This window comes from Marinobacter lipolyticus, from assembly GCF_018424605.1.
Lineage (GTDB): Bacteria > Pseudomonadota > Gammaproteobacteria > Pseudomonadales > Oleiphilaceae > Marinobacter > Marinobacter lipolyticus_B.
The window spans coordinates 385,271-407,201 of sequence record NZ_QTKT01000001.1 but is presented as its reverse complement, the minus strand read 5'-3'; the positions used below and the strand labels follow the sequence as shown (position 1 = coordinate 407,201).

General features: G+C 54.0%; 18 protein-coding genes and 2 tRNA genes. 15 read left to right on the top strand and 5 right to left on the bottom strand.

Annotation, left to right across the window (positions count from 1 at the left end; all coding sequences use genetic code 11):
- Positions 1-172: 172 nt before the first annotated feature.
- The 7 genes from DYI22_RS01840 to pgsA all read left to right on the top strand — a co-directional run bounded on the left by DYI22_RS01840 (position 173) and on the right by pgsA (position 7,941).
- Complete coding sequence (locus DYI22_RS01840; RefSeq protein WP_213476320.1) at positions 173-2,248, top strand: diguanylate cyclase; 2,076 nt, start codon at positions 173-175, stop codon at positions 2,246-2,248.
- A 110-nt stretch (positions 2,249-2,358) separates the two neighbouring features.
- Positions 2,359-2,763 (top strand): DUF1330 domain-containing protein, encoded by a 405-nt coding sequence (locus DYI22_RS01835; protein WP_213476319.1) that lies wholly within the window; start codon positions 2,359-2,361, stop codon positions 2,761-2,763.
- Positions 2,764-2,830: 67 nt separating this feature from the next.
- Positions 2,831-4,444, top strand: coding sequence for a methyl-accepting chemotaxis protein (locus DYI22_RS01830; protein ID WP_213476318.1), 1,614 nt, complete (start codon positions 2,831-2,833; stop codon positions 4,442-4,444).
- 56 nt (positions 4,445-4,500) lie between these two features.
- Complete coding sequence (locus DYI22_RS01825) at positions 4,501-4,752, top strand: hypothetical protein (protein WP_213476317.1); 252 nt, start codon at positions 4,501-4,503, stop codon at positions 4,750-4,752.
- Positions 4,753-4,855: 103 nt separating this feature from the next.
- Complete coding sequence (uvrY, locus tag DYI22_RS01820; RefSeq protein WP_213476316.1) at positions 4,856-5,518, top strand: UvrY/SirA/GacA family response regulator transcription factor; 663 nt, start codon at positions 4,856-4,858, stop codon at positions 5,516-5,518.
- Positions 5,502-7,340, top strand: a complete 1,839-nt coding sequence (uvrC, locus tag DYI22_RS01815; RefSeq protein WP_213476315.1) for an excinuclease ABC subunit UvrC — start codon at positions 5,502-5,504, stop codon at positions 7,338-7,340. Before uvrY ends, uvrC begins: the two co-directional genes overlap by 17 nt.
- Positions 7,341-7,347: 7 nt before the next feature.
- On the top strand, positions 7,348-7,941 hold the full coding sequence (gene pgsA / locus DYI22_RS01810; protein WP_213476314.1) for a CDP-diacylglycerol--glycerol-3-phosphate 3-phosphatidyltransferase: 594 nt from the start codon (positions 7,348-7,350) through the stop codon (positions 7,939-7,941).
- Here pgsA and DYI22_RS01805 read toward each other — a convergent pair.
- The 4 genes from DYI22_RS01805 to DYI22_RS01790 are packed head-to-tail and all read right to left on the bottom strand — an operon-like array spanning position 7,902 to position 11,408.
- Positions 7,902-8,507: an ABC-type transport auxiliary lipoprotein family protein gene (locus tag DYI22_RS01805; protein WP_213476313.1), complete on the bottom strand. Its 606-nt coding sequence runs from the start codon at positions 8,505-8,507 to the stop codon at positions 7,902-7,904. The genes pgsA and DYI22_RS01805 overlap by 40 nt on opposite strands.
- On the bottom strand, positions 8,504-9,442 hold the full coding sequence (locus DYI22_RS01800) for an MlaD family protein (protein WP_213476312.1): 939 nt from the start codon (positions 9,440-9,442) through the stop codon (positions 8,504-8,506). The genes DYI22_RS01805 and DYI22_RS01800 overlap by 4 nt, the downstream gene beginning before the upstream one ends.
- 2 nt (positions 9,443-9,444) lie before the next feature.
- Positions 9,445-10,245 carry an ABC transporter ATP-binding protein gene (locus DYI22_RS01795; protein WP_213476311.1) on the bottom strand — a complete coding sequence of 267 codons (801 nt, stop codon included), beginning with the start codon at positions 10,243-10,245 and terminating at the stop codon, positions 9,445-9,447.
- Complete coding sequence (locus DYI22_RS01790) at positions 10,239-11,408, bottom strand: MlaE family ABC transporter permease (RefSeq protein WP_213476310.1); 1,170 nt, start codon at positions 11,406-11,408, stop codon at positions 10,239-10,241. Before DYI22_RS01790 ends, DYI22_RS01795 begins: the two co-directional genes overlap by 7 nt.
- A 113-nt stretch (positions 11,409-11,521) precedes the next feature.
- On the opposite strand from DYI22_RS01790, the gene DYI22_RS01785 reads away from it, so the two are divergent.
- The 7 genes from DYI22_RS01785 (at position 11,522) to DYI22_RS01755 (ending at position 19,720) form a co-directional block, all read left to right on the top strand.
- Positions 11,522-11,597, top strand: a tRNA-Gly gene (locus DYI22_RS01785).
- 91 nt (positions 11,598-11,688) lie between these two features.
- Positions 11,689-11,762: transfer RNA gene (locus DYI22_RS01780), tRNA-Cys, on the top strand.
- Positions 11,763-12,002: 240 nt separating this feature from the next.
- On the top strand, positions 12,003-12,155 hold the full coding sequence (locus DYI22_RS01775) for a hypothetical protein (RefSeq protein ID WP_213476309.1): 153 nt from the start codon (positions 12,003-12,005) through the stop codon (positions 12,153-12,155).
- 287 nt (positions 12,156-12,442) lie between these two features.
- Positions 12,443-13,963, top strand: a complete 1,521-nt coding sequence (locus DYI22_RS01770) for an ATP-binding protein (RefSeq protein ID WP_213476308.1) — start codon at positions 12,443-12,445, stop codon at positions 13,961-13,963.
- A gap of 1 nt (position 13,964) precedes the next feature.
- Positions 13,965-16,712, top strand: a complete 2,748-nt coding sequence (locus DYI22_RS01765) for a Z1 domain-containing protein (RefSeq protein ID WP_213476307.1) — start codon at positions 13,965-13,967, stop codon at positions 16,710-16,712.
- Positions 16,693-17,661: a PD-(D/E)XK motif protein gene (locus DYI22_RS01760; protein WP_228300735.1), complete on the top strand. Its 969-nt coding sequence runs from the start codon at positions 16,693-16,695 to the stop codon at positions 17,659-17,661. Before DYI22_RS01765 ends, DYI22_RS01760 begins: the two co-directional genes overlap by 20 nt.
- The gene (locus tag DYI22_RS01755) at positions 17,654-19,720 is read left to right on the top strand and encodes an AIPR family protein (protein ID WP_213476306.1); all 2,067 of its coding nucleotides are present in this window, start codon (positions 17,654-17,656) and stop codon (positions 19,718-19,720) included. The genes DYI22_RS01760 and DYI22_RS01755 overlap by 8 nt, the downstream gene beginning before the upstream one ends.
- Before the next feature lie 67 nt (positions 19,721-19,787).
- Here the strand turns inward: DYI22_RS01755 and DYI22_RS01750 are convergent, their stop codons facing one another.
- Positions 19,788-21,368, bottom strand: coding sequence for a DNA cytosine methyltransferase (locus DYI22_RS01750; protein ID WP_213476305.1), 1,581 nt, complete (start codon positions 21,366-21,368; stop codon positions 19,788-19,790).
- 73 nt (positions 21,369-21,441) lie between these two features.
- Between DYI22_RS01750 and DYI22_RS01745 the strand changes: the two genes are divergently transcribed.
- Positions 21,442-21,915, top strand: a complete 474-nt coding sequence (locus DYI22_RS01745) for a very short patch repair endonuclease (RefSeq protein WP_213476304.1) — start codon at positions 21,442-21,444, stop codon at positions 21,913-21,915.
- The last annotated feature ends 16 nt before the right edge of the window (positions 21,916-21,931 follow it).

Sequence of the window (21,931 nt, the reverse complement as noted above, 5' to 3'; positions counted from 1 at the left end):
AGCGTAGATTATACCCCGGGAGTTGTATACCATGAGGTGAATCTCGCCGGCTCAGCGTTATCGAGGATTCTGTCAGTTCCAGGGAGAATGTGGCCCCAGCGAATCCCTTTCTTTCCCTACGGGAGAAATACAGTCTTTGAAAACGGTTGGCGAAAACCGGCATTCCCCCGGGGTGACTAGGACCCCGGAGTCATCATCCCTCCGAATCCAGCCCTGCGGCTGCGTTCTCATACTCGATAGTTCGCTTTCCCGTATCGCGCAAGCCAGTGCCAATGTGGTGGAAATTTTAGGCCAGCCAGTCGATGAGGTACTTGGCAGCAGCCCCGCAACGATTCTGGGCAGCCGCGTAACCGGTCGCATCCGCAAGGAGTTGACGGTCCGCGAACGGTTGAACGGCCCCACGTCGATCAAACGCAGTATTTGCGGTAAGCAGGTGCGCCTACAGGTGAACGCCTTCCGTTCCGGGGCATGGGTGATGATCGAGGTTGAGCCGGTGATTGCCCTCGGCAACCGGCGGCTGATGGGTACCGCCAACCAGTGGCTGACGCAGCTGGCAGGCGCCGAAAACCCCGATGACCTGATGGATATCCTGGTGCGCGGCGTTCGCGACATCAGCCGATTCGACCGCGTGGTGGTCTGTCATTTCGACGCTGACGGCCATGGGGTGTTCCTGGCCGAAAGCGTGGCCAGCGGCCTCTCTCCGATGCTTGGCCAACGCATCGCGGCCAGCGACTATCCGCCCCAGCGCCGGGCGGGATTTCTCACCCGGCAGGTTCGCAGCATTCCGGACGTTCACGCCCCGGCCATTCCGGTGATTTCAGCGCCCTGGTTGGGGATCGAGGACGCGGCAAGCATTAAAGTGTCCGGTACCGTGCTGCGGGCGCCGTCGCGCATGCAGATTGGTTATCTGGAATACTTCAGTGCTGCGGCGCTACTCACCGTGGCCATTGTCGGTCCGTCCGGGCTCTGGGGCGTGGTGACCTGCACCGCGGAGCGCGCCGTGATTCTATCTCCGACCGTGCGCGATGCGGTCCGTAGCCTGGTGATCATGGCGACCCAGCGACTTTTTCTGTTGAAGGCCCGACTGGAGTCCCAGTACCTGCTACGGGTGCAGGAATCCCGGGATTATCTGGTCGAGGATCTCAATGCCCGTGTGTCGCCGGCGACGCTGCTGGAGAAGTACGGCGGCGAATGGCTGACGCTGTTCCGGGCAAGTGGTCTGGCGTTTCATTCTGGTGCGCAAACCGAGACATTCGGGGCAGTGCCATCTTCCGATGCACTGGCAAAACTGATCGAGCGACTGACCGCCACCCGGCAGCGCGGCGCCTGGTGCACATTCCGGTTGGCTGAAGAAAAGGTGGCCGAGGGCCTGAGTCTGGGCGAGGCCTGCGGTTTGCTGGCCGTTGCCTTGCCGAGTGAAGACGCCGCCGGCTGGTTAATGCTGTTCCGCCGGGAACACAGCCACACGGTGTACTGGGCAGGTCGCCCGGAAACCGATATTGTGGTCAGCGCGCCGGGCGAGGGCGAGGAATTCCGCAAAGCTTTCGATGCCTGGCAGGAGCAGGTTCGTGGCAGCAGTGAACCCTGGAAACGGGTGGAGCGGTTGGCGGCGGTGGAAATTGCCGAAGACATGGCCCTGCTCGCGTCGGTCAGTGAGATCACTCGCCTGAACGACATGCTGAGAGCCGAGCAGGATGCCCTGGCAGCTGCCAACGCGCGTCTCCACAAGATGGCCATCGAAGATTCACTGACCGGGGCATGGAACCGGTACCGGACCGAGCAGGAAATGGACAAGCAGCTGGCGAAGGCCAGCCGGCACAACTGTTCGTTCTGCGTTCTGCTGCTGGATGTGGACCATTTCAAGAAGGTCAACGACAACTATGGCCATGAGGCCGGCGACGAGGCCCTGAAGGTGGTCTCGGATACCGTGAGAGCGGTATTGCGCACGGAGGACCACTTCGGTCGCTGGGGTGGGGAAGAGTTCATCGTGATCGCCACCGGCGCCGGGCGAGACGATGGCTACGCGCTGGCAGAGCGGGTACGTAAAGCGATTGCGGCCGCGCCGATCAACTCGGTGCCTGAACCGGTAACGGCCAGTATTGGCGTTGCCTGCTGGCAAAAAGGCGACTCGCGGAAAACCATGGTGGCCCGGGCAGACGACGCCATGTATCGCGCCAAGAGCGCCGGCCGCGACCGGGTGGTTGCCGATGGTGAGCTGGAACCAGTGCTTGTGACCGATGCCGGATAAACGAAATGTAATTGAATCGATTTGGTGACGACGTGCCTCGCTGGGCTATAGTTACAGCGATTCCAGATCATAACAAACGACCGTTCAGAGCCTGAAAACCAAGGAAGCACATGGAAACCGTTAATCCTACTCCGGAGCAGCTCCAGAAAGTCCTGGCCGATACCCCCAAAGACCATCCGGTGGTCATGCTGAACCTGCTACGGTTCCGAGAACGGGCGCAATACAAGGATGAACACGCCGACCGTTCCGGCCGCGAAGCCTATTCCCTTTACATGAAAGAGGCCGCCGCCTGTGTCCGCGCCGTCGGCGCCGAGGTGATCTGGTCCGGCCGCAGTGTGGGATCGCTGATTGCGCCACCCGACGAGTCCTGGGATCAGGTGCTGCTGGTGCGCTATCCGTCTATCGATGCCTTTATGGCGATGATCGAAAGCCAGGAATACAAGGGCGTGGTCCGGCATCGCACCGCAGCGATCGAAGATTCGCGTCTGGTGGCCAATCTTGAAGGCCAGGCGTAGCCGTTCGCAATAAAACTGTCATACCATTGCCATAAACTCCACTGCAAAGTCTGCATGTGGAGTTGTCATGCTCAGTACCGTTCGAAGTCGTATCCTGTTTTTTGCTTCCCTGTCGTTACTGGCTGTATTCGGTCTGGGGTCGCTTTCCTGGTCAATCATTACCGAAGCCGAACGGGCCTCTGAGCAGCTAATCCGCAACAACCTCACCGAATCCTGGCTGCTGGAAGACCTTGAGAGTGATCATCGGCGCCTGCAGGATCTGGCTTACAAGGTGAAGGCCCAGCTTCTGCTGTGGGATGAAATCACCACCGAATTCGACGCTGTGAGCGAATCCATCCAGGCGCACTGGCGGGCCGTGTCCGAGAATGCCCTGCTGGCACAGTGGGCGGCCGACCAAAGCGATCAGTTCCAGGCGGTGCAGGATCTGCTGGCGGACCTCGCGCCTGCCATTGACGAGAAAAGCTATTACCGCGTTGGCCAGGTGGTGGATTTCAAGCTTTTCCCCGCGCTTGAGCCCATGCTGGCGGCCATTGAAGAGCGTCGCCGCACCAGCCGGGAACGAATCGACACCGGTTCCCGCAACCTTCTGGATTTTCTCGCGACTCAGCAGATCTATCTGATTGCCGGGTCCATCGTCTTCCTGCTCGCGGTTCTGCTGATGACCTGGTGGCTGCGGGCAACGGTCATCCTGCGTTTGCAGGGCATTGAGCGGGACCTCCATGAGATGGAGCGCACCTCCGACCTCACCAGGGCTCCCCGGCTGTCAGGGTCCGATGAAGTGGCCGGTGTGTGCGCGGCCCTCGGTGGTCTGGTTGGCCGGTTCGAAGGTTTCGTGGGTGACGTCCGCCGCGCCTCGATGAGTCTTGACCAGCGTTCCGAGGCGCTGGATCAGCAGGCCGCTGACGTTCAGACCGCATCGGATCGCACCCGCTCGCAGATTGCCGATGTAAGCCATTCCATGGTGGTGATCGCCGACCAGGTGTCGGCCATTGAAGCCGCCTCTGGCAATTCAGCCGATACCGTCGCCAGCGCGGCCGCTGCCAACGGCGAAGTGCAGGCGGGCCTTCGAGACAGCGAGGCCGGTGCGGAGCACGCCGTCGAGGTTATTGGTCGAGTGTCTACCGCTATTACCTCGCTGGGCGCATCCACAGGAAAGATTGAGCAGGTTATCGGCGTGATTGCCGACATTGCCGAACAGACCAACCTGCTGGCCCTGAACGCGGCGATTGAGGCCGCGCGGGCGGGTGACTATGGCCGCGGCTTTGCGGTGGTTGCGGATGAAGTGCGCACCCTGTCGCGACGCACCGCCGAATCCACCACTGAAATCCACCAGTGGGTGAGTGATCTGGTCGGTGGCGTCACCGCCGTAGAAGGTTTGCTGGGTGAAATGAGCGAAGCCGGAGAAGGCAATCGCCGCAATCTTGTTGTTTTGAAAGAGCACCTGGTGGAGCTCGGTGATCGTTTTGGTGGCCTGCAGCGGCATACCATTGAAATCAACGATGCCGTGCGGGCCCAGCGCGACGAAATCGATCGGGTGGGGCGGCGCACCGTGGCCCTGGAGGGCAGCGCGGATGTGCTGATCCAGAGCGTCGGTAACAGTCGCGACATCAGCGAAGCGCTGCGGCAGGAATCGCTGTCAATGCGGCAACTGATCGCCCGCTTCCGGACCGCCGAATCCTGAGGGCGCTTCTCCCTGGAGGCGCCAGGGATTATCATGGGGTTTTGACAGGAGACACCATGACTGATGACATCAGCCAGCCCGGGCAGGCAGATCCGCGGGAAGAGAAGTTCGTGGTGGATACCGCGTTGCTTGCGGAAGACCAGATTGAGGGCCTTGTCGACGAGTATTGCACCCGCTACCACGGGCTCAACGACACCGAAAACCCGCTGGCAGAGAGAGCCCGGGTGAGGGCGGCGGTCACAAGAGGTGAGCTGGTGGTGTGGTTCGACCCGGTGGAAAACACCGCCGGGCTGGGGCATCCTGCTTGAACAGCCGTTCAGTTTCGGTGAATGCGGGAAAATACCTACCCCGGGAACTTCTTAAACGGTACAATCGCCCTGTTTCTACCAGAAGCGGTGTGCGAGGTGAGTTTTGATCAGGGTATTGGTTGTAGATGACCATGAGCTGGTGCGTTCGGGCATAACCCGGATGCTGGCGGATAACCCCGATATTGACGTCATCGGCCAGGCCTCCTCCGGTGAGGACGCCATTGAGTTTGTCCGCAAACAGTCACCGGACATTGTGCTGATGGACATTCGAATGCCCGGTATCGGCGGTCTGGAAGCCACTCGTCGGATCCTCAGGATCGACGATTCCATTCGCGTGATCGTGGTGACCGCGTGTGCCGATGACCCATACCCCACCCGTGTCATGCAGAGCGGTGCTTCCGCTTATATCACCAAAGGTGCGGACATCAAGGAAATGGTGCGCGCCATCCGCATGGCTCATTCCGGTCAGCGTTACATCAGCCCCGAGATCGCCCAGAAAATGGCGCTGAAGCAGCTCGGCGGTGATCACAACGGCGAAGATGGGGATCTCTCCCTGTTTGACCGGCTGTCCGAGCGTGAAATGCAGATTGCCATGATGGTGGTGGATTGCCAGAAAGTGCAGGACATTTCCGACAAGCTCTGTCTCAGCCCCAAAACCGTCAACAGTTACCGTTACCGGATTTTCGAGAAACTGGAAATATCCAGTGACGTTGAGCTCGCTCTGATGGCGGTCCGGCTCGGGTTGCTCGATGCCCACAAGGTCTGAATTCGACTCCCGCAGTTTCCTCAAGCAACTGACTGAACGGCCCGGTGTATATCGTATGTACGATGAGGGCGGTTCGGTGCTGTATGTGGGTAAAGCCCGCAACCTCAGGAAGCGCGTCGGAAGCTACTTCCGCAAGACCGGGCTGGCGCCCAAGACGGAAGCGCTGGTGGCGAAAATCGCGTCCATCGAAGTGACCATCACCGGCAGCGAAACCGAAGCGCTGTTGCTTGAGCAGAACCTCATCAAGTCACTGAGGCCGCCGTACAACATCCTGCTGCGGGATGATAAATCCTACCCCTACATCTTTCTGTCTTCCCATTCTGACTACCCCTCACTGACCTTTCGGCGCGGGCGCACGAAAAAAGGTGGCGGCACCTGGTTCGGCCCCTTTCCCAGTTCCGGGGCGGTCAAGGAAAGCCTTAATATTCTGCAAAAGGTTTTCCGTATAAGATCTTGTAGTGAAAGTTATTTTAGAAACCGGACCCGGCCCTGCCTGCAGTACCAGATCAATCGATGCACGGCACCTTGTGTCGGCTATGTGACGCCTGAGGAGTACCAGGAGGACATCCGCCACGCCGCCATGTTCCTGGAGGGGAAGAACCCGGCGATTATCCACGACCTGATGGCGGCGATGGAAACCGCCTCAAAGAACCTCGAGTTCGAGAAGGCGGCAGGTTACCGGGATCAGATCAATCATCTGCGCCACGTGCAGGAGCAGCAATCTGTCGACGGTGAAGGCGGCGATGCGGATGTGGTGGCGATCGCCCAGGATGCCGGTGTGGTGTGTATTGTGGTGATTATCGTTCGCGGCGGACGGGTGCTGGGCACCAAGGACTATTTTCCCCGCTACTCCATCGAACAATCAGAGGCGGAACTGCTGAGCGCATTCCTTGGCCAATACTATTTTGGCGGCAGTACCCGTCGGGAGATTCCCCGGGACGTTCTGGTGCCTGTGGAGGTGGAAGGGCAGGAACTGCTGGCCCAGGCCCTGACCGAGTCGGCGGGACGGGATACCCGCATCCGTCGTAACGTGCGGGGTGAACGCCGGCAATGGCTTGAGCTGGCGATGACCAACGCCCGCCAGACCCTGCTCAGCCACCTGGCGAGCAAGGAAACGGTCTACCGCCGTCTGCTAGCCTTGCGGGACATGCTGGAGCTGGCGGAAACCCCGGCGCGTATGGAATGCTTCGATATCAGCCATAGCCATGGCGAAAACACGGTCGCATCCTGCGTGGTTTTCGATGAGAATGGTCCGCTGAAAAGCGATTACCGGCTCTACAATATTGAAGGTGTCACCGCCGGAGACGACTACGCCGCGATGCGCCAGGTACTGACCCGCCGCTATAAACGCATGGTGTCAGGCGAGGGCAAGCGTCCCGATCTGGTGTTCATAGATGGCGGTAAGGGGCAGTTGAACATTGCCCGGGAAGTCTTTGATGAGCTGGGAATTTCTGATATCCCGCTGATTGGCGTAGCGAAGGGGGTGACCCGGCGTGCCGGTATGGAGCAACTGATTGACGCGATGACCGGCGACGTCTTCCGGGTTCCGGCGGATTCACCGGCATTGCACCTGATCCAGCACATTCGCGACGAGTCCCACCGCTTTGCCATCACCGGCCATCGCGCACGGCGGGACAAAAAGCGGCGGCAATCGACGCTGGAAGGCATCGAGGGCGTGGGGCCAAAACGTCGCCGGGATCTGATCCGCTATTTCGGTGGTATCCAGGAACTTCGCAAGGCCAGTGTCGGGGAAATGACCAAGGTGCAGGGCATCAGCAAGGCCCTGGCGGAAAACATATACGCAGCACTGCACGATGAGTAAGGACAGCATGAATCTACCGAACATACTGACGCTATCCCGCATAGTGATGATCCCCGTTTTCGTGGTGATCTTTTACCTGCCGGTGCAGTGGAGCTATCTGGTCAGTGCCGCTATCTTTGCGTTGGCAGGCGCCACGGATTGGCTGGACGGCTACCTGGCGCGAAAACTGAACCAGAGCACGCCGTTCGGGGCTTTCCTTGACCCGGTGGCGGACAAGTTGATGGTGGCGGTGGCGCTCACGGTGCTGATTGAAGAGCACGCCAGCCTGATCCTGACCATTCCGGCCACCGTGATCATTGGCCGGGAAATTGTCATTTCCGCCTTGCGGGAGTGGATGGCGGAGATCGGTAGCCGGGCCAGCGTGGCGGTGTCTTATATTGGCAAGATCAAAACCACCGCCCAGATGGTGTCCATCATCATCCTGCTGGCGGTGCCGCCGGGGGTGTTCTGGGCGTGGGTCGGCACCGGGCTGTTGTATCTGGCCGCCGTACTCACGTTCTGGTCGATGCTTCTCTATCTGAAGGCGGCCTGGCCGGACCTGTTCCCGAAACCGGCGCCGGATCAGTCGAGGCAGCTCGACAGCCAGGCCCGCAATTCCTGACCCAGCTGCTCGCCCCCGCGACCAAACGCGTCGACAACGGCGTCGACTTCGCGGGCTGAGGCGGGCCGGGTGATCGCGAAATTACCGGTGCACAGGGTCTCGCGGGTGCGATTGTCCATTAGCTGGCCATAGAGGGTAATGACAACCCGCGGCTGTTCCCCGAAGGTTTCGCTGTGAAAGCCGTAAAGATCGGTGGATAACGTCAGATCACTGGCGGTGGGGCTGCTTTCGTTGGTCACGCCGTTGAAACGCCCCTCGTCGCGCAGGCTTGCGATCATCACCTCCCGCACCACCACCGGCGCTGTGTCTCGCCAGCGTACTCCGCCGTAGACCTGAAACTCACTCGGCGAGGGCTTGGTGAGAATGCGGGAACTGTCGAACGGTTCCGTGGCCTGCGGGGTGTCGACCCGGAGGGTTTTGCCAAATCCTGGCGTTCGGGCGGGTGGCTGTTGGGGCACCGCTATGTCCATGACCCGTGGTGGTTCTCCGTTCGGAAAAACGGTGCACCCGGCGAGCGAGGCCAGAAGCGTCAGAATGGCCAGAGGGCTGGTGTGGATGGGCTTCATTGTGGCGCCTCCTGTATGGTTTCTCGGCCCCACAAGGTGCCTGAGGGGTTATCCTCAAGCCGCCGGGTAAAATGATTGAGGTTTCTCAGTGTACTGCGCAGCTCCCGCAGTGCCGGCGACAACTCGCCCAGCCCCTGTAGGCCCTCGTTCAGCGCGCCTTCGTTGTTTGCCGTCAGCATCTCAATCCGTGTGGCGGTGGCCTGGATGGAGGCAATGGCGGTGTTCAACGCCACAAAGGTTTCCCGCCCTTCGTTCTGCAGAAAGCGATCCGCGTTATCGGCGAAGCTGTTCACCCGGGCCGCAGCCTGTGCCGCCCGCACACTGGCTTCGTGCATTCTGGTCAGAAGCGCTTCCACTTCGCCGCGGTGATCCATCAGCGCGTCCGAGGCAACCCGTGTGTTTTCCAGGATGACGGTGAGATTCTCGCTGTTCTGTTCGGAAAAAAGCGCGTTGGCGTTGGTGAGCAGCCGATCGGCCTTGCTCATCAGCGCCTCGCCGTTATCCAGAATCGAGGTGAATACCGAGGGCTCCGCCATGATCAGCGGCGGGTCTTCCCGGCTGCCCTCGAGCACCGGGCTGTCCAGCGTGCCCCCTTCGAATCGCACGTTCATGCTGCCGGTGATGTTTGCCAGTACCAGGCCCACGCGGGTGTTCTCACGGATCTTCACGTTGTCATAGACGCGGATCAGCGCCCGTACATGGCTGGGATCCTCGGGGTCCAGGTAAAGCTCTACCACGTTGCCCACTTCAACGCCGCTGTATTGCACCGGGTTGCCCTGGGAGAGCCCGCTGACGGCGTGATCAAAACCGATCTCGTACCAGGCCCAGTCGTGATCGTTCGCTGGCTTGCCCAGCCACAGCGCAAACCCGAGGGCAGCGGCGACGGTAACCAGGGTAAACAGGCCGATCACCAGATGGTGGGCTTTGGGCTCCATAACTACTGCTCCTGACTGCGGGCTGTGGTGGCGCGTGCTGCGGCGCGCCCCCTGGGGCCGTGAAAGTAATCCTGAATCCAGGCGTCGTCGGTGGTCTCGACCGCTTCCAGCCTATCAGCGACCAGAACCTTTTTCTGTGACAGCACCGCTACCCGGTCACAGGTCGCGTAAAGCGTATCCAGGTCATGGGTTACCATGAACACGGTCAGGCCGAGGGCGTCACGAAGGGTTTTCAGCAGACGGTCAAACGCGGCGGCGCCGATGGGATCGAGCCCGGCGGTGGGTTCGTCCAGAAACAGAATCTCCGGATCCAGTGCCAGTGCCCGGGCAAGGGCAGCGCGCTTGACCATTCCCCCGGACAGTTCCGCCGGATATTTCAGCGCCGCTTCCGGCGGTAAGCCGGCCAGGGCGAGTTTCATCTGGGCCAGATGCTCAGCCAGCGGCCGTTTCAGCCCCGCGTGTTCGATGAGGGGCACCGCCACGTTTTCCTGAAGGTTGAGGGAGGTGAACAGGGCGCCGCCCTGAAACAGCACACCGAACCGCTGCTCCAGGCGCGAGCGCTCGAAGGGCGGAAGCGCACGGAGGCCTTTACCGAACACACGGATCTCACCGTCTGTCGGTTCATGCAGCCCGACAATACTGCGCAGCAACACCGACTTGCCGGTACCGGAGCCGCCGACGACGCCAAGAATCTCGCCGCGGCGGATATCCAGGTCCAGCTCATCGTGGACCAGGTGGGTGCCAAAACGGTTGGTCAAAGCGCGTACTTCAACGAGTGTTTCATCGGATCTCACGGTTACCATCCCATCTCCATAAAGAGTAGCGCAGCAATGGAATCCAGCAGGATGACCATGAATATAGACTGAACCACGCTTGAGGTGGTGTGCTCACCCACGGACTGGGCGCTGCCGCTGACCTTGAAGCCCTCGAGGCAGCCGATAACGGCGATCAGAAACGCAAATATCGGTGCTTTGCCGAGCCCGACCAGTAAGTGTTTCAGGGCAATGTCCCGTTCCAGGATGGCGATAAACTGGCTGGGGCTGATGTCCAGTGCCAGCGCACAGACGGCCGCGCCGCCGACCATACCGGAAATCATGCCCACAAAGGTGAGAATGGGCAGGCTCACCATCATCGCCAGCACCCGGGGTAAAACCAGCAGGTCGATGGGGTTGAGGCCGAGGGTGCGAATGGCGTCAAGTTCCTCGTTGACCTTCATGGCGCCGATGTGGGCGGTAAACGAGCTGGCGGTGCGGCCCGCCAAAAGAATGGCGGCGAGCAGAACGCCGAATTCCCGCAGGAACGAGAACGCCACGAGATTCACGGTGTAGATGGTGGCGCCGAAGTCCTCAAGCACCGTGGCGCCGAGAAAGGCTACAACGGCACCAACGAGAAAAGTCAGTAATGCCACGATGGGCAGGGCATTCAGCCCAGTGTCCTGCACCGCCGCAACAAACGATGTCACGCGCCAGCGTGAAGGGCGGGGCAGGTTATACGCCAGCGCCGCGAGGGTCTGGCCAATAAAGCCGAGCAGCAGCCTCAGAAGTTCAAACAGTTGCTCTGTGCGTTGGCCAGCCGCCATCAGAATCGCAACAATCGGATTGGTGGTGGAACGTTGTGGCTCGGACCGATTCGCCAGGGTTGCCGCAACCGCATGAAGCAAGGCGCGCTTTTCCTCCGCCAGATCCGGCGCCTGGTCCGCGAGCTGCGCCAGCGCGTCGGGGCCGAGAAGCTCGGCGATCAGTGCGGCCCCCGCGGTGTCTACACGGCCAAGCTCTGACAGATCGCCTGCCTTCCGCTGGCCCTGGCGATCCGCAAGAAAACGGTCGGTATCCGCCTTCAGGCGGGCATAGTGCCCGAGCACCCAATCGCCGCGGATGCTGAGGTGTTCGCCATGATCAATCACGTCGCCGCGAACGTCCGGGGCGGCAAGTGAGCCATGGGGGCCAGGGTGGGGTGGCTGCGTCATATTCCTCCTTGATGTTGTTTAAATATTACGCATAAAACGCAGATAAAACAAAAAGTTGAAAAAAGAGGTTGACGCAATCGGCCGAATCCGTAGAATACGCCCTCGTTGACCAAGCGGGAATAGCTCAGTTGGTAGAGCACAACCTTGCCAAGGTTGGGGTCGCGAGTTCGAATCTCGTTTCCCGCTCCAATTTCCAGTTCCACTGGATAAAGCGTCAACACAGTCTCTCACAGCCCACCTGAGAGCATAAAAGTTCCGCAGATTCCTTCGGACTTTTCCCGGCGCGGTGGCAGAGTGGTTATGCAGCGGACTGCAACTCCGTGTACGCCGGTTCGATTCCGACCCGCGCCTCCAATTTTTCCCAATACTCGAATACCTTTCAGACTCAAGCCAAGGTTTGCGTTCTCTTCGTTTTGTTATCCATTCTCGGGCGTAATCTCGCCCTGATTTGCTTCCATGATCAGTAACAAAGGGCTTAGTCCATCGAGCCCGGTTGGCGTGGATGGTACCCAAAAGTTTGTTGGCCGCATCTTTTCCGCCTGGTAGCCTGGTTTAAATAGACTTCAGGTTAAATACCCGCCTAGGAACCATTGAATGGGGGATACGCTGGCCTATTACAACAAGAACGCCGATGCGTTTGTGGAATTAACGTTCCAAGTCAGCATAGAAGAGCTTTACCTGGAGCTCCTTCCGCAAGTTCCCGAGGATGGAAATATTCGGGATGCGGGTTCTGGTTTGACGGAATAGGGCATCATAGAAGCCATTTTGCCCTTTTTGTTCTTCGAGAGCTGGCAATCGAGCATCGCGGATCCAAGTGTTTACGATCTAACCTTTTCGGCGTCAATTAGTAAAACCTGCGCTCGAATTAGTTAAAGACCTTGGAAACCGTAACTTTCTCTTGCAGTATTGAGGTAGTAAAAAGTACGAAGCAGGCTAATCTTTTGCTGGCGGCCAGAGCTTGAAAGGGGTCTGATAGCGTAGGGAGAGCCGCTCGAGAAAACGTAGTGAGTCATGGATAGGTTGTAGGTAGTGATATGGATCGAGAAGTAGAGCAGGCCTTGCCCATACGAGAAGTCGATGCAACCCCGTATGCCGCTTCACTTATTGAGGGGCACAGGGACTTCGGTTACAGCCTTGAGACAGCGTTGGCAGATGTTATTGACAATTCAATTTCTGCTGGCTCGACTTCTGTCCAGCTAATTGCAAACACTACCGCTGAAGAACCATCGATTATCATCGCGGATGATGGTTCAGGCATGACTGAGGCTGAGCTTGTCGAAGCTATGCGCCTTGGGTCAAAGAACCCTTCAGATAAAAGATCTTCGGAAGACCTTGGGCGCTTTGGTCTTGGCCTGAAAAGCGCCAGCTTCTCCCAGTGTCGATCGCTCACAGTAATATCCGTTAAGGATTCTAAGACTTCCTGTGCTCGCTGGGATCTGGATCGGGTATCTAAACGCAATGACTGGTCTCTCGAGTTGCTGGATGATCATTCGGCTGTCCCCGGGCTTGAGTTGTTGTCTGCTGATGGGACAGTTGTTGTGTGGGAGAAGCTAGATCGTCTGGTTGGGGGGTATGGAGACGACCGTGCAAAGCGCGTTGGATACCTGAATGAGGCACTCGGTTTGGCAGAACGCCATTTGAGATTGGTGTTTCATCGATTTCTCGAAGGAAAAAAACCAAAGATACGCATTTCACTGAATGGCAGAGAGCTTAAGCCAATAGATCCAATGGCTTCTACACATCCTTCCACTCAAAAATTACCGGAGGAAGTCCTGGTTTTGAGTAAGGGTAAGGTGCGAATTCGTTGCTACACCTTGCCTCACCATAAAAAGATGACTCGTGAAGAATGGGATGAAACGGGAAGTCCCGAGGGGCATTTGAAATCCCAAGGTCTTTATATTTATCGGGAGAATCGACTCATCATATCCGGAGGTTGGCTCGGGCTAGCCCGACAGACTGAGTTGACCAAGTTGTGCCGGATTGCTGTTGATATCCCCAATACCATGGATTCTGATTGGAAAATTGATGTCAAAAAGGCATCGGCCCAGTTACCCCCCCAAGTACGCGAGCGTCTGAAAAAAGTAGTTGAACATTTTGTTGGTACTTCAAAGCGCACATATCGAAGGCGAGGCCAACAGCTGGTAGACGAGACCAAGCAGCCTATTTGGAACCGACTTCAGAAAGATGGGCAAGTTTTCTTCCGCCCAAACATCGACCATCCGGTTTTTGAAGCATATGCAGCTGAGCTACCAGACCATCTGAGGGAAGGGTTCTATCGTTGTATGAGAATTGTTGGATCGGGGTTGCCGATTGAGACTTTGCACGCCGAGTTGGTCGGCAATGCTGAGTCGGTGATTGCAGACCAAGCTGACGAATCCGATCTTCGACAATTGGTGACATCCATGGTGGAGGCATTGACCAGCTCAGGTATCCCGCCTGACGCTATGCCCGGTGTGATGCAGAGCCATCCAGTTTTACGTGACAACTGGTATGTGGTTAAAAAGTTGATCGAAGATTACCTAGGTCAACCGGATCTTCCTGATACAAGGGTTTAGCATGACGGTCAGTAGCTATGATCAACTAGTTAACGTTGTCGAATCTGCTTTATTCAATCAACCGCGAAAAACGGAAGAGGAACTACGAGATCTGATTGGAGCTCTCGCTAAGGCTGTTGCTCCCGGCTTAAACCCCGACACGTTGGAGCAAGTCGCTCGAGAGATAGAAACGAAGCAGGGTATTAAAGCAGGTTTGGGAGCCGTTGTTGATGGAGACGAATTTGAGCCCTGGTTAGACGATGCTAAGGTTAAAATCGAACCGTTTTATTGGCAGAGATATCAGAAGCTTCTGTTGCAAATTGGTCTACCCAGAGATGTCGTTACGTCTACGGACAAAGTTACCGATAAGATCCTGGGGCGGTTAGGGGATCCCGAAAAGCAGGTTCCTTGGGATCGTAGAGGCATGGTAGTTGGACATGTACAAAGCGGAAAAACGGCAAACTACACAGGGTTGATTTGTAAGGCCGCAGATGCGGGATATCGACTGATTATTGTGATTGCGGGAATTCACAACAACCTTAGAAATCAAACCCAGGCTAGAATAGATGAGGGTTTCATTGGCCGCGACACAGGGCGTAGTCAAGAGCGGGGCCATGGAGGCGCTAGGCATAGAATTGGGGTAGGGCACTTTGATTTCAGTAGAACGCCGGTAAGCCTAACAAATACAATAAAAGACTTTAACAAAGAGACTGCATCGACTAATACCAGTGAGATCGGCTCCTACCAAGTTCCCGTAGTATTGGTTATCAAGAAAAACCACCGAACACTGGAAAACCTTTTAGATTGGCTGAGAGATAATAGCGCGAGGGGTGATCGAGAAATGATTGATCAGCCCATGCTGCTTATTGATGATGAAGCTGATAATGCATCTATAAATACGGCATACAGTAAAAAGCTAATAACAAAAATAAATGGTCAAATTCGAGATCTTTTGAGCATGTTTCATCGGAGTTGTTACGTGGGATATACTGCGACTCCGTTTGCTAATATATTTATCGATCCTGATGAAGATGACAAGATGTTTAATGAGGACCTTTTCCCTAGAGACTTTATTATTGGTTTGGATGCTCCTACAAATTATTTTGGCCCTTCGAAAATATTTATCGATGGTTTGCCTGATGATGATGAGCCAAAATGGCTGAGATATATAAGCGATAATGAAGACATCTTGCCAATTAAACATCAGATCGATCATGTTCTAGACAGTCTTCCAAGGTCTCTTTTGACGGCTTTGAGAACCTTTTTGCTGTCCCGGACAATAAGGAATTTGAGAGGGAACGAGTCATCACATTGCTCAATGCTAGTAAATGCAAGCCGCTATACTGCTGTACAAAGCAAGCTAAGAAACCGAATACACGAAGCTTTAGATCGCATCAAAGATTCGGTGAGGATTAATGCTTCTCTTGGTACTTCCGGCTTGTCCGACCCTGAGCTTTCGGAGCTCAAAAAGGTTTGGCAAAGGGAGTACCCAGAAACAGAGTTTGAATGGGCAGACGTGCAAGCAGCTCTGTTCGAAGCAATCGCGGCAGCGAAGGTCGTTGAAGTCAATAGTAGAGCCAATGATCTTGATTACTCGCACAGCGGTGAAAGAGGCCAAACAGTCATCGCGGTAGGTGGGTTTTCATTATCCCGCGGCCTAACACTGGAGGGGCTTACTGTAACCTGGTTCCTTCGAAACACCATGATGTATGACACGTTAATGCAGATGGGTCGATGGTTCGGATACAGAGACGGTTATGAAGATTTATGCAGGATATGGATGCCGGAGGAAGCAATAGACTGGTATGCATTTATTGCTGAAGCGGCAGATGAGCTGCACGATGAGCTTAAAATTATGGAACAGGCTAAGGCAACGCCGAGAATGTTTGGCCTAGCGGTCAGGAGCCATCCCGCGTCTCTATTGGTTACTGCAAGAAATAAAATGGGCGCAAGCGCCAAGGTAATAACACGAGTTGGTTTATCAAATCAGTTTATTGAGACGGCTAAAGTTAGTGTTCATCAAAAAGACATAGATGCAAACAAGAGAAACGCCAAGATTTTTGTTGAAAGTTTGTTGAAACTTGGAAAAGATTATGAGCGAAACAATTGGGGGTATTTGTTCAGGGATGTTCCTGTTAATGAAATTGACCAATTTTTAGCTGGCTGGCGAAATGCAGACCAAAGTGTAACGACAGATACCCCTCCAGTTCGTGAGTACATTAATGCGCGATCACAAGGTGAGCTAGCTTTCTGGGACGTATTGGTGACGAGCAAACAAAGTGGCGAAGAAGACAATTGTTTAGGTTTGCCAATAATACCGGCAGAGCGGACAGTGAGCTTTGGAGAGCCAAAGCTGCACTACATGGCATTTAGCGGTAAAGGCATGCGCCTTGCGTCAAGAGGGATAGAGAAGGCTGGTCTTAGCGACTCTGAGATCAGTGAGGCGGAATCTAACTACTTGAATAAAAATGAAGCTAAGGCTGGGAAAGGGAAGGTGAACTTTGCCGACAAGATCTACCGAGAGGTCAGGAAAAGGGGGCTTTTCATACTCCATCTTGTTAGCCCAAAAATACCGGAACAGCAAAAAATCGCACGTCAGCAGGATCTTATGCCAAGCGAAGCTGTAATCGGATGGGGAATAAGTCTGCCTAGATCTTCTCGAGCAGAGGAGACCGTAGAATATGTAGTAAATGCCGTGAGATATAAAGAACTCTTTGGCGATGAGGATGAGGATGAGGACCAGGAGGCTGATGATGACAGCGACAACTGATCCTTGGAACAAGCTGACCAATGATGAAGCTCGACGTGTAAATATGGCTGGCCGCTTCGACTTTTTTTGGGTTGTCCTTGAAAAGCGAATACCGGGATTGATGCTAAAACTTCCACAGTTGCCACTATCACCTCCAAAGCTACCAAAACTAAAAAATCTGACCCTATCTTTTAGAAACGCTGGTTCTTCGCCGGCGTTTGTAATTGCTTTGAATGAGCGTAGTCAGATCGAAATTTTCGAGACGCTATGTAGGGATGTGGTTGCTGCTGGTGAGGCTGCAACTAACGTGGATGACGCTTTGGTTCGATCGGTTCAGCGAACCCAGCGTTGGCACTATTTGTTGAGGGGGGGGAGTAAAAGAGGCCTTTCCGTTGAAGAGCAGCGCGGGTTGGTGGGAGAACTAGCCTTTCTTAGGGAGCTGGCGGTCGGACTAGGTGCCGACTCTGCAATAGAGGCGTGGAAAGGCCCATCAAAATCATCGAAGGATTTTGAATTTATTGGATGTTGCACAGAAGTTAAGGCCCGTAGGGTTGCGGCAAAACCATATATTTCGATCTCATCCGAAGAGCAACTAGCCGATGTAGAAGGCTGCAGACTGTTTCTTAAAGTATTTAATATTTCGTCTGCAATTTCGCCAGACGGGCTCACTTTGCATGATCATGTCAAACTTACTGCTACACATTTTGAAGATTCGATAAGTGTGTTCGACCAATGGGAAGAAGCGATCTTCACAACTGGATATGATCCCGAAAATGATTATTCGGAGAGACGTTGGCATCTCGGAGAGTCCCAAACCTTTGAGGTTGTCGAGGGGTTCCCGCGGGTTGCTGTGCCACTTCCCGTTGGTGTCGGGAAGGTAAGGTATTCATTATCTCTTGAGGCTTGCTCGAGTTTCGAAACGAACGTCGACTTAATCAAAGTAATCAAGGATGGTCCGCGTAATGACTGAACTACTTGAATTTCACCATCAACTCATTGCTGACATTCAAGGTGATGCGGATGCTATGGGATTAGTAACGGCAGAAGCCTTTTTTGAGAAAGTGGCTGATTTGCTATCTGAAGCTGGTGAAGTCGATGAGGCTGATCGAGCATATTATGAGGGTAAATATTCAGTTCATCAGATGCAGGTAGATGGTTACGGTGGAGATCCTAGTGATAATTCTGGTGTCTTAACCTTAATCATTTGTGATTTTGGTATGAGTGATGAGATTCGGGTATTGAACAGACCGCATGTGGAGCGATTGCAGAATCGACTTTTCCGGTTTCTTGGATCCAGTATGAAGCCAGACTTCAAAAATCAGCTGGAAGAGACAAGTCCTGGTTTTGGGTTGGCTGACCTTATTTCGACTCGTTGGAACATGATTGAGAAGGTCAAGCTGGTAGTTGCGACGAATGGCAACTTCAGTGCTAGGTCTGATGCTGAGCCTCTTGATCCAATTGATGGCAAGCCAATCACGTTAAGTGTTTGGGACCTTAAGCGACTTAAACAATTTATGGATCAGGGTCAGGCGCGGGCTGATCTTCAGATCGATTTTGAGCAGGATTTTGGGGGAGGAATACCTCTCTTGAAAGCGTCTGCAGGAGATGGAGCTCTTGAGAGCTACTTAGCTGTAATTCCAGGAAAGCAGCTTGCCGGGATTTATGAGAAATGGGGCCCTAGGCTCTTAGAAGCAAACGTCCGGAGTTTTCTGCAGGCGAGGGGAAAGGTAAATCAAGGTATCAGAAATACGATTCGCGATGAACCGCACATGTTTTTTTCATATAACAACGGATTGAGTGCAACAGCTGATGGTATTGAAATAAAACAGGTAGAATCTGGTTTGGAGCTAGTGTGTGCAGATAATCTACAAATCGTGAATGGCGGTCAGACCACCGCATCTTTACATGCAGCAAAGAAGTTATTTGAAGAACAGTTAGATCAAATTCATGTACAGATGAAGTTAACTATTGTACCCCGTAGTCAATCAGAGGAGGTTGTACCTCGAATTTCAGAGTACGCAAATAGCCAGAATAAAGTTAATGCTGCAGATTTCTTTGCGAACCACCCATTCCATATTCGTATAGAGGACTACTCCAGACGGTTACTGGCACCTGCGGGAGAGGATGGCTATCGCGAGACGAAGTGGTTTTACGAACGTGCCCGTGGTCAGTTCGCAGATGAGAGAGGAAGACGGACGCCTGCCGAGAGGAAAAAATTTGATGCTGAATACCCTCGAGGGCAATTCTTCACCAAAACGGATCTAGCGAAATATGAAAACACCTTTGAATGCCTTCCTCATATTGTAAGTCGAGGAGCGCAGAAGAACTTCGCAGAGTTTGCGAAAAATATTGGAAAGCAATGGGGCAAGGATGGCTCTGTGTTCGATCAACTCTGGTACAAGCGACTCGTCGCAAAGAACATTGTTTTTAGAACGATGGAGCGATTGGTTTCCGGTGCTGAATGGTATGAAGGCGGGTATAGGGCGAATATCGTGACATATGGTATTGCAAAAGTCGTTTACGATGCCGCGCAAAAAGGGAAAGTTATTGATCTTGACCTGGTGTGGAAGAATCAAACTGTCGCTCCTGAACTCAAATCGATGCTTTCGGCAGCTGGAGAGGTTGCCCAACTTGTTATTAATAGCCCACCGGCGGGAGTTCGAAATGCCAGTGAATGGGCTAAGAAAGAAATATGCTGGAAATGGCTCTCTGAAAAAGATGTTGTTTATCCGGGAAAAACTGATCGGGTGACCATTACCTTTGAATCTGCCAAAAGCACGGCAAGAGAAGCAAAATCTGAGGCTGAATTGGATCATAGTGTGAACGCGGAGATTGAAGTTCACACGCTGGGTAGTCAGTTTTGGAAAGGTGCACGAGATTGGGCACGTGAGCGAGCGCTATTGAGCCCTAAAGAATTAGGGGTTTTGGAAACCTGCTCCGCAATTCCTAGAAAGATGCCGTCTGAGCGTCAGTGTGCGGTGGCGCTTGCTGCGCTAAAAAAATTAAAAGACGAAGGTTTCTCGGGTTAAAAGGCGGCTAGGAGCGAGCTCTGAGCTCCGAATTGAAAGGGGTTTCAATTCGGAGCTCAGGTATTCTTCATTTTTTCTGATTCAGCAGAGAGAAAACAACTTTGGCAATATGATTCGCGAGCAGTGGGGGTACCGCGTTGCCAACCTGAACATATTGCTCAGTCCTGTTGCCTTCAAAGAAATAGTTGTCAGGAAAAGTCTGAATTCTGGCCGCCTCTCTTACAGTTAAACTTCTGCACTGACTCGGATCATAATGAATGAAGTAATGACCATCCTTTGAGATGTGGCTGGTTACCGTGCTGGCGACTCGGTTTTCTGCCTGTACCTTGAAGCGGTCGGTAAAGTTTCCAGTAGTCCAGTTCTTGTGTTTGGGTGCCAAGTTCTTAGGGTAATCACGAGAACGTGGTGAGGTGCCATCTTTGGCTGCAGCATAGCAACTTGCGTACAGATATCGATGCAGATCTTCCGCCATGTGATTTCTGGCTTCGTGGTTTACGAATCCGGGTAAGCATTTATCTTCATACCACTGCTTCAGCTCATCAGGCAGGTGGGTTTTGGGTATTCGCTTGGCCGGGACCCATCGTCCGCCTTGATTCAGTTCTTCAGTAGCAGACTCATATGCGTTTTTAGCGTTATCTTGAGCTTTTGTCGAGAAGGCAAGCTCCGAATAAACTTTGAGAAACCCTCTCTCAAAGTTGTTTTTCCACGCTTGGAAATCATTAGGCGTAGTTCTGGATAGTCCACTTCTGAGTCGAGGCAAATTGTTGATGACTTGCCCTGTAGTAACTGGATTATCATGTTTCCAGTCTGACAGAAGTTCACCAGCCAACTCTCTAGGCAGCAAATCTTTGCGAACACCGAGGAGGATAACTCTATGACGTGCTTGCGGAATCCCAAATTCTTCAGCTCGAATCACGAAATCCTTGTTCTGATAGCTGCCGTAAAGGTTTTGAAACTCAAGAGGATGCGCAAGTGGCAATAGCTCATACTCAACTTGGTCTCGGCTGCTGTCAAGAGCCTTGGCAGGGCAAACAAGATCATCTCGGATTTTCTGAAAAATCGATTCACCGTTAACCTTTGCTGTCAAAATGCCTTTGACGTTCTCCATAACGAAAACATCTGGCTGAACGAGGTCGAGAACCTTCAGATACTCTTTGTAGAGGAAATGGCGATGGTCCTCCTCGGCAATATAACCTTTGATGCCTTTGTTTCTGGCTCGACCAACTAGCGAATAAGCTTGGCATGGCGGCCCGCCGATAACTATTTTTTTTCCCGTATGTCCCGCAATCTGCTGTTCAATTGCCGAAAAGATTTCGTCATGGTCTTCACTGCCTAGTGCTTTGGGGCCACCAAGTGTCTCTCGCTTTGCTGCCGCCCATTCCTTTGGATACTTATCGGAGAAAAATTGCTCTGCGCTGATTTTGGAATTGCTCCGAAGGTATTCATAGTATTCGGGAGGAACCTTGCGTCCTAGGAACTGGCGATAGAAAGCTCGCAAAGTAAGGGTCTTGTGCGCACTAGATTCTTTTTCAACTGATGCTGCTATCTTGAAAGGATATTGCCCTTCGGGAATTTTGAATGCGGAGAATCCTTCACCAAGCCCTCCGGGGCCAGCGAAAAGATCGATTATTTTGATAGTGTCGGTCATCAACAGTTCGCCAAAGTCAGGTAGGCGAGTAGGATACCAGGTAGCCGCCCAAATTCCAGGAGGTATTTCTCAAGTGGTCGATGTAGTAGACCCGGAAACCCGCTCCAAAATGATGTCTGGGATCCGGGGCAAGAACACGAAACCGGAGATTTTGATCCGCAGGGCTTTGCATGCTGGCGGCTTCAGGTTTCGTTTACACCGTAATGATCTGCCGGGCTCTCCCGACATTGTTCTACCAAAATTTCGGGCAGCGATCTTGGTCAACGGATGTTTCTGGCATGGCCATCAATGTCGATTGTTCAAATGGCCAAAAACAAGGCCTGAGTTCTGGAGGAACAAAATTGAGGGCAACATTCGCCGGGATCAGCAAAAATTGTATGAGCTGAAGAGGCTGGGGTGGCGTGTATGCCTACTTTGGGAGTGCGAAATCAAAGGTGCAAACGAAGAGCACTTGAATAGAGTAATGGAAAGTATATCGAAATGGTTGAAAGGTGAGGAAAGTTCTCTCTTCATTCCTGATGACAGAACTCAAGCGATCAGTGATTAGCTAAAGAATGTCTGAT

Excerpts from the sequence above, each read along its gene's own strand:
- DYI22_RS01835 (WP_213476319.1), top strand. The coding sequence starts at position 2,359 with ATGGAAACCGTTAATCCTACTCCGGAGCAGCTCCAGAAAGTCCTGGCC.
- DYI22_RS01830 (WP_213476318.1), top strand. The coding sequence starts at position 2,831 with ATGCTCAGTACCGTTCGAAGTCGTATCCTGTTTTTTGCTTCCCTGTCG.
- DYI22_RS01825 (WP_213476317.1), top strand. The coding sequence starts at position 4,501 with ATGACTGATGACATCAGCCAGCCCGGGCAGGCAGATCCGCGGGAAGAG.
- uvrC (WP_213476315.1), top strand. The coding sequence starts at position 5,502 with ATGCCCACAAGGTCTGAATTCGACTCCCGCAGTTTCCTCAAGCAACTG.
- pgsA (WP_213476314.1), top strand. The coding sequence starts at position 7,348 with ATGAATCTACCGAACATACTGACGCTATCCCGCATAGTGATGATCCCC.
- DYI22_RS01805 (WP_213476313.1), bottom strand. The coding sequence starts at position 8,507 with ATGAAGCCCATCCACACCAGCCCTCTGGCCATTCTGACGCTTCTGGCC.
- DYI22_RS01800 (WP_213476312.1), bottom strand. The coding sequence starts at position 9,442 with ATGGAGCCCAAAGCCCACCATCTGGTGATCGGCCTGTTTACCCTGGTT.
- DYI22_RS01795 (WP_213476311.1), bottom strand. The coding sequence starts at position 10,245 with ATGGTAACCGTGAGATCCGATGAAACACTCGTTGAAGTACGCGCTTTG.
- DYI22_RS01790 (WP_213476310.1), bottom strand. The coding sequence starts at position 11,408 with ATGACGCAGCCACCCCACCCTGGCCCCCATGGCTCACTTGCCGCCCCG.
- DYI22_RS01775 (WP_213476309.1), top strand. The coding sequence starts at position 12,003 with ATGGGGGATACGCTGGCCTATTACAACAAGAACGCCGATGCGTTTGTG.
- DYI22_RS01770 (WP_213476308.1), top strand. The coding sequence starts at position 12,443 with ATGGATCGAGAAGTAGAGCAGGCCTTGCCCATACGAGAAGTCGATGCA.
- DYI22_RS01765 (WP_213476307.1), top strand. The coding sequence starts at position 13,965 with ATGACGGTCAGTAGCTATGATCAACTAGTTAACGTTGTCGAATCTGCT.
- DYI22_RS01760 (WP_228300735.1), top strand. The coding sequence starts at position 16,693 with ATGATGACAGCGACAACTGATCCTTGGAACAAGCTGACCAATGATGAA.
- DYI22_RS01755 (WP_213476306.1), top strand. The coding sequence starts at position 17,654 with ATGACTGAACTACTTGAATTTCACCATCAACTCATTGCTGACATTCAA.
- DYI22_RS01750 (WP_213476305.1), bottom strand. The coding sequence starts at position 21,368 with ATGACCGACACTATCAAAATAATCGATCTTTTCGCTGGCCCCGGAGGG.